Source organism: Embleya sp. NPDC005575, from assembly GCF_040605455.1.
Lineage (GTDB): Bacteria > Actinomycetota > Actinomycetes > Streptomycetales > Streptomycetaceae > Embleya.
Genome location: NZ_JBEXCV010000251.1, coordinates 1 through 8,037 on the forward strand (window position 1 = coordinate 1; position 8,037 = coordinate 8,037).

The following is an 8,037-nucleotide window of genomic DNA, read 5'->3' on the forward strand; positions in this document are numbered from 1 at the left end:
CCCGCGCCGGGTGCCGGGCGTGCCGGCGACTGGCCGCGCCCGGCGATGACCGTGTTCGACCCCGAACCGCACCCCGAGTACGCGGCCGGCCTGCGCCGCTTCCTCGAACTCGGCGACGCCGCACAGGCGCGCCTGTCCGTACCCGACGACGCCACCACCGCCACCCGCGCCGAACCGACCCCCTCCGACCCGACTCGCTCCGAGGAGCCGACGTGCCCAATCCGGTGATCTTCATGGACCTGCCGACCCCCGACGTGGAGGCCACCTCCGCGTTCTACGCGGCGCTGTTCGACTGGGACTTCAAGCGGCGACCCGCCGGCGAGTTCAGCGAGGTGCTCCCGGGCGTCAAGCCCAACCTCGGGATCCGCCGCGAGGCGCGCCCGGCGGTGGGTCCGGTGCCGCGCATCTACGTGATGGTCGACGAGCCGCCCGTCTACCTCGACAAGGCGGTCGCGGCCGGCGCGAGCGTGTTGTGGGAGGAGAAGCCGTGGGCCGAGTTCGAGGCCCGCTACGCGGCGTTCCGCGACCCGTGGGGCAACGAGGTCGTGTTGTGGCGCGACAAGGGCACCTACTTCACCCACGGCCACGCCCACCAGGTCTGACGCTTCGTCGGATCCCGTTCGGTACACCCGAGTTCCCCGCATCCAAGTTTCCCCGGAAGGGACCCCGCATGACCAACACCCTGGTCTTCGTCGACATGCCCACGCCCGACGTCGACGCGACCACCGAGTTCTACCGCGAACTGTTCGGCTGGACCATCAACCCGCGCCCGCAAGGCGTCTTCCACCAGATCGTCCCGGGCGAGGGACTGCACCTGGGCCTGTACGACGAGGTCGCCCAGGTGCCCGACCCGGCACCGCTGCCCCAGCAGCCGCGCGCCGGTCTGCACGCCCGGGTGTACATCCTGGTCGACGCGGCCCCCAGCGAGTACCTGAACAAGGCCGTTCTGCTGGGCGCGACCGCGCTGTGGGAGCAGTGCTTCTGGGAGGAGTTCGGCGGACACCACGCCTCGTTCCTGGACCCGTGGGGGAACCAGATCGTGATGTGGGAGAAGTGAGGTAGCACCAGCACGGCGACATGCCGGTATCCGCGATCCGAATCGGATCGCGGATACCGGCATGTCCACGTCCCGGCCCGGAACAGGCCGACGTTCAGGCGCGGTTCAGGACCGGGCGCGGATAGGGCGAGTCCGCCGGGTTGACGTCCGTGCCGGGGGCGACCAGGGCGTCCAGGCGGGTCAGGACTTCCGGGGTCAATTCGACGGAACAGGCGCCGAGTTGGGTCTCCAGTTGTTCCTCGGTGCGCGGGCCGATGATGGCCGATGTGACGTTCGGGTGGGCCAGTGCGAAGGCCAGGGCCAGTTCGGGCAGCGAGCAGCCGGCGTCGGCGGCGATGGCGGCGAACTCATCGACCAGCGCGGTCTTCGCGGCCCGCACGGCGGCGTCCGAGTGGTCGAAGTGCTCGGCATTGCGCACGGCCCGCGAATCGGCCGAAACGGCCCGGCCCGCACGGTACTTGCCGGTCAGCCAGCCTCCGTTGAGCGGGCTGAACACCAGCACGCCCAGGCCGTACCGTCCACACGTGGGCAGCGCGGCCGTCTCTGCGTGCCGGGCGAAGGCCGAATAGGCCAATTGCTCGACCGCGAAGCGCTCGTGCCCGCGCCGCTCGGCGATCCACTGCGCCTCGACGATGCCCTGCGCGGGCAGTGCGGAGGAACCGATCGCGCGCACCTTGCCCTGGCGAACCAGGTCGGTCAGGGCCCCGAGCGTCTCGTCCGGGTCGGTGCTCGGGTCCGGGCGGTGCAGTTGGTAGAGGTCCAGGTGGTCGGTCTCCAGGCGGCGCAGGCTGTCCTCCACGGCGCGCATGATCCAGCGTCGCGAGGCGCCGCGGCGCAGCGGCGCGTCGGGATCCATCGCCTCGCCGAACTTGGTCGCCAGCACCACGTCGTCGCGCCGGCCCTTGAGCGCCTTGGCCAGGATCGCCTCGCTCTCGCCGAACGCGTACACGTCCGCGGTGTCCACGAGGTTGATCCCGGCATCGAGCGCGCGATGCACCATGCGTACGCACGCGTCGTGGTCCGGGTTGCCCCACGCGCCGAACATCATCGTGCCCAGGCACAACCGGCTGACCCGCATGCCGGTGCGACCGAGCGAGGTGTACTCCACGGGTGCCCTCCAAGGGTGGTCGTCGCACGTTCTCCCCCGAGGCTGGCACGACGGCGCGTGTGCACCGATGTGGCCCCGGCGCAGCGCACGGGCCGTTTGTTCGTGCCTCAAGCACATATCGGGGCCGTTTCCCGGCGCCTACCTTCGGCTGTATCGCAAACATCCCAGGTGACGGGGAGGAAGCTGTGCCGACTGACCAGCTGGGGGCTGCGGAACGTGCCCTGGACGAGCGGGTGGCGGAACTTCGCCGGACCGCGGCGGCGCGAGAGGGCGACGGGCTCGTGGTCGCTCCCCTGCCGAGCGAGATGCTGCAGCCGTGGGAGGTCTGGGATCGGGACCTGTTCGACCTGGAGATGATCCGGGTGTTCGCCCGCTCGTGGGTGTGGCTGGGCGACACCGAGGATCTGCGCCGGCCCGGCGACTTCGTCACCGGGCGGATCGGCAGCCAGTCGGTGCTGGTGGTCAAGCAGCGGGACGGCTCGATCAAGGGCTTCCTGAACAACTGCCGGCACCGCGCCTCCGGCGTCGCGTTCGATGCGGCGGGCAACTGCGGCAAGGCGTTCGCGTGCCCCTACCACGCTTGGACGTACGGTCTCGACGGCAAGCTGCTGTCGATTCCGGACATGAACCGGATGTACGGTCCGGACTTCCCGATGCAGCAGTACGGCCTGGTGCCCATTCGGGTGCACGTGGCCTTCGACAAGCTCGTCTTCGCGTGCCTGTCGCACAAGGCGCCGACGTTCGAGGAATGGATCGCGCCGCTGCTGCCGCGCTACACGGCGTACAAGATCGGCGAGTACCACCGCTATCACCGCGAGTTGGACGAGGAGTACCCGTTCAACTGGAAGGCGTTCGTGGAGAACTCCAACGACGACTACCACGTGCGGTTCGTGCATCGGCGGCTGAACAAGGTGCGCAAGCAGATGGACACCATCGTGCGCTTCGAGGGCCGCACCACCAGCGGCTACAAGCCGCACAGCGACGCGTACGACATGTCGCTCGGGCGCACCGACCTGGGCGAGGAGGACCTGCGCGGGAGTTACGCGGAGTTCATCTACCCCAACCTCACACCGCTGCCCTACGCGTCCCAGTTGATCATGGTGCGCGCCGACCCGATCGCGCCGGACCGGACCCGGCTGTTCTCCCGGATCTACGGGCTGACCGACGACATCGAGCTCCAGGAGCGCGAGTTGGTCAACCTGGAGCTGACCAACAAGGAGGACACCGACATGGTGACCGTGCTGATGGAGAACCTCCGTTCGCCGTTCTACCGGGTGGGACCGCCCAGTGCGTGGGAGGGCCGCGCGCAGCACATGATGCGGCAGATCCGCCGGGACGTGGCGACGCCGTTGGCGGCCGACGAGTTCACCGGCCCGATCGACTGACCACCACCGCGCTGCCGCGCTCGCGCGGCGGTTCGACACCAACCCCGACACACCGGAACGTGAGAGGAGCCACCGCGATGGAACCGACGCTGACCGAGGCCCGCTGGACGCATATCGCGCTGCCGTCGTCCGACCTGGAGGCGGCGGTCGAGTTCTACACCTCGTTCACCCCGCTGGTGGTGGTCTCGCGGCACAACGATGCCGCGGGTTCCAATGCCTGGTTGTCCAACCCCGATCAGGTCCAGACGCCGTTCGTGCTGGTCCTGGTCGCCTTCGACAAGGACAAGGGCAAGCCGCAGCCGCAGCTGACCCCGTTCGCGCACCTGGGCATGGAGGTGGCCGCTCGCGCGGACGTCGACGCCATCGCCGAGCGGGCCCGCGCCGCCGGGTGCCTGCACTGGGAACCGATGGAGGTGCCGCCGCCGGTGGGCTACATCTGCGCGCTCAAGGACCCGGACGGCAACGTGGTGGAGATCTCGCACAACCAGCAGGTGTTCGCGGAGGTCCGCGAGCTTTGGGGCGACCGGGCCGACGCGTGAGCGACCCGGCGCGGACCCGGCGGGCCGCCGAGGCCTATGTCGCGGCGCTCAACTGCGGTGACCCGGAAGCGATCGCGGCCCGAGTGAGCGAGGACTTCTACAACGAGCACACCTCGACGCTCGGCCGGAGTCTGCGCGGGCGTGCCACGTATCGCGAGCGACTGCCCGGATTCCTGGCCGAGTTCGAGGGATTGCGCTACGCCGTGGAGGACCTGATCGTGGACGGCGATCGGGCCGCGCTCGCGTACACCATGACGTTTCGCCTGCGGGACTCGGCGGCCGGGGAACCGGTGCGGATCCGTGGGGTGTTCCGGTTGCGCATGGTGGGCGATCTGGTCGCGCATCGCGTGGACTACTGGGACGGCGCCGAGTTCGAGCGGCAGACGGCCGGCGGCCGGACCGGGGCCGGCGTGGCGGCCGCTGCGGGCGAGGCCGACTGCGGGATCGACGCCGGCGTCGACAAGAACCGCTGACAACCATCGAAGGGAACGACTGTGCAGACCTTTTCCGCCACCGGGGCAGGCAAGCTCCGCCGGATGCGTCGGATGTTCGGCGCGGACGGCCGCGCCGTGTTCGTCGCGATCGACCACGCCGCCTACATGGGCGAGGGGCCGCCGCTGGGCGAACCGATGACGCAGATCGCCGCCGGCGGGCCGGACGCGGTGCTCGCCACCTGGCATCTGGCCCGGGCCTACGCCGACACGTTCGCCGATTCCGGGCTGGTGTTGCGGATCGACGGCGGGGCCTCGGAGTTGGGCGACTTCGCCCCGGGCGACGTCACCGACATCATGCATCTGCCCGAGCAGGCGCTGAAGCTGGGCGCGGACTGCGTGGTCGTGCTGGCCTTCCCCGGCGCGCCCGACGAGCACCTCTCGTTGCAGCGGTTGGCCCGGCTGACCTCGGAGTGTGAGCAGCTCGGCCTGCCGGTGATGGCCGAGATGATTCCCGGCGGCTGGGGCAAGGCGGTGCCGTGGACCACGGAGAACGTGGCCCGCGCGGCGCGGATCGGCGCGGAATTGGGCGCCGACATCGTCAAGACGGTCTGCCCGGGCCGCCCCGAGGAGTTCGCCGCCGTGGTCGCGGCGTGTCCGGTCCCGGTCGTGGCGCTGGGCGGGCCCAAGTCGGACAGCGAGGACGAGGTCGTCGCGCTGGCCCGGGGTGTGGTCTCGGCCGGCGGTGCGGGGGTGGCCTTCGGGCGGAACGTGTGGGGGTCGGCCAAGCCGCAATTGCTGGTGGAGCGGTTGCGCGATGCGGTTCATGGGGGCGGGGTTTGATCGGCCTGCGGGTCCTCAAGCGCCGGACGGGCTGAGGTCGAACGGCCTTCGGCCTGTTGTCCTCAAACGCCGGACGGGCTGGATATCGATCGGGCCGGATCCGGAACAGGCCGCAGTCCGCGCGTCCTCAAACGCCGGACGGGCTGAAGTCGAACGGCCTTCGGCCTGTTGTCCTCAAACGCCGGACGGGCTGGATATCGACCGGGCCGGATCCGGAACAGGCCGCAGTCCGCGCGTCCTCAAACGCCGGACGGGCTGGATATCGATCGGGCCGGATCCGGAACAGGCCGCGGTCCGCGGGTCCTCGGATGCCGGACGGGCTGGATATGGGTCGGTGGTTCATCCGTCCGGCGTTTTTCTTCCTGTGTGCCAAGTGTTGTCTTCGCCATGCCTGTGATCAGGAGTCGCGATCATGTTCCAACAGGTCACCCCCGTATCCCGGGTGGTCATCCGGTTCGCCGGTGACTCCGGCGACGGCATGCAGCTCGCCGGCGATCGGTTCACCGCGCAGGCCGCGCTTTTCGGCAACGACGTGTCCACCTTTCCCGACTTCCCGGCCGAGATCCGTGCCCCGGCGGGCACCCTTCCGGGGGTTTCCGCCTTCCAGGTGCAGTTCGCCGACCACCGGGTCACCACCCCCGGCGACGCGGCCGACGTACTGGTCGCGATGAACCCGGCCGCGCTGCGGGTGAATCTGCCCGCTCTCCCGCACGGCGCCCAGATCATCGCGGACGCCGACGAGTTCACCCCGCGCAACCTGGTCAAGGCGGGCTACCCGGCGGGCACCGACCCGCTCACCGACGATTCGCTGGCCGCCTATCGGCTGCACGCGGTGCCGCTGACCGGCCTGACCGTCGAGGCGCTGCGCGCGTTCGAACTGCCCCGCAAGGACGCCGAGCGGGCGAAGAACATGTTCGCGCTGGGTCTGGTGTCGTGGCTGTTTCACCGCCCGACCGAGGCCACCGTGGCCTTCCTGCGGGAGAAGTTCGCCGCGCGTCCGCACCTGGCCGCCGCCAACGTGTCGGCGTTCACCGCCGGTTGGAACTTCGGCGAGACCACCGAGTCGTTCGCGGTGAGCCACGAGGTGCCCGCGGCCCCGCGCACTCCCGGCAGGCACCGCACCATCACCGGCAACCGCGCACTCGCCTACGGCCTGATCGCCGCCGCCGACCGGGCCGGACTGCCGCTGTTCCTGGGCTCGTACCCGATCACCCCGGCCTCCGACATCCTGCACGAGCTGAGCCGACAACGGCACTTCGGGGTGACCACGTTCCAGGCCGAGGACGAGATCGCCGGGATCGGCGCGGCGCTGGGCGCGGCGTTCGGCGGCGCCCTGGGGGTGACCACCACGTCCGGCCCCGGGCTCGCGCTCAAGGCGGAGACGATCGGTCTGGCGGTCTCGCTCGAACTGCCGCTGGTGATCGTGGACGTGCAGCGCGGCGGTCCCTCGACCGGGCTGCCCACCAAGACCGAACAGGCGGACCTGTTCCAGGCGTTGTACGGGCGCAACGGTGAATCGCCGGTGCCGGTGCTGGCCGCCTCCTCCCCCGGCGACTGTTTCGACGCGGCCGTCGAGGCGGTCCGGATCGCGGTCACCTACCGCACCCCGGTGGTGCTGCTGTCGGACGGCTACCTGGCGAACGGCTCGGAGCCGTGGCGGGTGCCGGATCTCGACGAGCTCCCCACGATCGACCCGGCGTTCGCCACCGGGCCGAATGCGATCGACGCGGCCGGCAGGCCGTGCTTCCAGCCCTATCTGCGTGATCCGCACACCCTGGCCCGCCCCTGGGCGGTGCCCGGGACACCCGGCCTGGAGCACCGGGTGGGCGGCCTGGAGAAGGCCGACCGCACCGGCGAGATCTCCTACGACGCGGCCAACCACGAACACATGGTGCGCACCCGGCGGGCCAAGGTCGACGGGATCGCCCGCGAGTTGCCGCCGCTGACCGTCGAGGACCCGGACGGGTCCGCCGAGGTGCTGGTGCTCGGCTGGGGCTCGACGGCGGGCCCGATCGCCGCCGCGTGCACGGAGGTTCGCGCCGCGGGCGGCTCGGTGGCCCGGGCCCATCTGCGTCACCTCGACCCGCTCCCCGCCGACCTCGGCGACCTGCTCGCCCGCTACCGGCGGGTGCTGGTACCGGAGATGAACCTGGGCCAGCTCGCCCAGTTGCTGCGCGCCCGGTACCCGGTCGACATCGAATCCCTCACCCAGGTGCGCGGCATGCCGTTCAAGGTGGCCGAACTGCGCACCGCGATCGAGAAGGTCGCCGCCGATGTCTGAGTCACCCCTTCTCACCATCGCCGGCCCGACGGCGGATCCGCCGCTGTCCGCCCGCGACTTCCGCAGCGATCAAGAGGTGCGCTGGTGCCCGGGATGCGGCGACTACGCCATCCTGGCCGCCGTCCAAGGCTTCCTGCCCGAACTGGGCCTGCGTCGGGAGAACATCGTCTTCGTGTCGGGCATCGGCTGTTCCAGCCGCTTCCCGTACTACCTGGACACCTATGGCATGCACTCGATCCACGGCCGCGCGCCGGCGATCGCCACCGGATTGGCGGTGTCCCGGCCCGACCTGAGCGTGTGGGTGGTCACCGGTGACGGCGACGCGCTCTCGATCGGCGGCAACCACCTGATCCACGCGCTGCGGCGCAACGTCAACCTGAAGATCCTGCTGTT

General features: G+C 70.5%; 10 protein-coding genes. 9 read left to right on the top strand and 1 reads right to left on the bottom strand.

Translation table 11 applies throughout. The features are described 5' to 3' along the window. From ABZS54_RS40815 to ABZS54_RS40825, 3 genes are all read left to right on the top strand, one after another. The coding region (locus ABZS54_RS40815) for a hypothetical protein (protein ID WP_355547831.1) at nt 1-228 on the top strand (228 nt) is incomplete at its 5' end. Further along, nucleotides 213-602, top strand: coding sequence for a VOC family protein (locus tag ABZS54_RS40820; RefSeq protein ID WP_020553728.1), 390 nt, complete (start codon nt 213-215; stop codon nt 600-602). The genes ABZS54_RS40815 and ABZS54_RS40820, both read left to right, overlap by 16 nt. Before the next feature lie 68 nt (nt 603-670). Next, nucleotides 671-1,057: a VOC family protein gene (locus ABZS54_RS40825; RefSeq protein ID WP_355547834.1), complete on the top strand. Its 387-nt coding sequence runs from the start codon at nt 671-673 to the stop codon at nt 1,055-1,057. Nucleotides 1,058-1,151: 94 nt separating this feature from the next. Here the strand turns inward: ABZS54_RS40825 and ABZS54_RS40830 are convergent, their stop codons facing one another. After that, complete coding sequence (locus ABZS54_RS40830; protein WP_355547837.1) at nt 1,152-2,165, bottom strand: aldo/keto reductase; 1,014 nt, start codon at nt 2,163-2,165, stop codon at nt 1,152-1,154. Nucleotides 2,166-2,350: 185 nt separating this feature from the next. On the opposite strand from ABZS54_RS40830, the gene ABZS54_RS40835 reads away from it, so the two are divergent. The 6 genes from ABZS54_RS40835 to ABZS54_RS40860 form a co-directional block, all read left to right on the top strand. After that, nucleotides 2,351-3,550: an aromatic ring-hydroxylating dioxygenase subunit alpha gene (locus tag ABZS54_RS40835; protein WP_355547840.1), complete on the top strand. Its 1,200-nt coding sequence runs from the start codon at nt 2,351-2,353 to the stop codon at nt 3,548-3,550. A gap of 77 nt (nt 3,551-3,627) precedes the next feature. Further along, nucleotides 3,628-4,089, top strand: coding sequence for a VOC family protein (locus ABZS54_RS40840; RefSeq protein WP_355547843.1), 462 nt, complete (start codon nt 3,628-3,630; stop codon nt 4,087-4,089). Further along, a complete protein-coding gene (locus tag ABZS54_RS40845) occupies nt 4,086-4,562 on the top strand; it encodes a nuclear transport factor 2 family protein (RefSeq protein WP_355547846.1) in 477 nt (158 codons plus the stop codon). The genes ABZS54_RS40840 and ABZS54_RS40845 overlap by 4 nt, the downstream gene beginning before the upstream one ends. Nucleotides 4,563-4,583: 21 nt before the next feature. Next, on the top strand, nt 4,584-5,363 hold the full coding sequence (locus tag ABZS54_RS40850; protein WP_355547849.1) for a hypothetical protein: 780 nt from the start codon (nt 4,584-4,586) through the stop codon (nt 5,361-5,363). A 412-nt stretch (nt 5,364-5,775) separates the two neighbouring features. Next, on the top strand, nt 5,776-7,644 hold the full coding sequence (locus ABZS54_RS40855; protein WP_355547852.1) for a 2-oxoacid:acceptor oxidoreductase subunit alpha: 1,869 nt from the start codon (nt 5,776-5,778) through the stop codon (nt 7,642-7,644). Beyond that, nucleotides 7,637-8,037: thiamine pyrophosphate-dependent enzyme (locus ABZS54_RS40860; RefSeq protein WP_355547855.1), on the top strand; the 401-nt coding region annotated here is incomplete at its 3' end. The genes ABZS54_RS40855 and ABZS54_RS40860, both read left to right, overlap by 8 nt.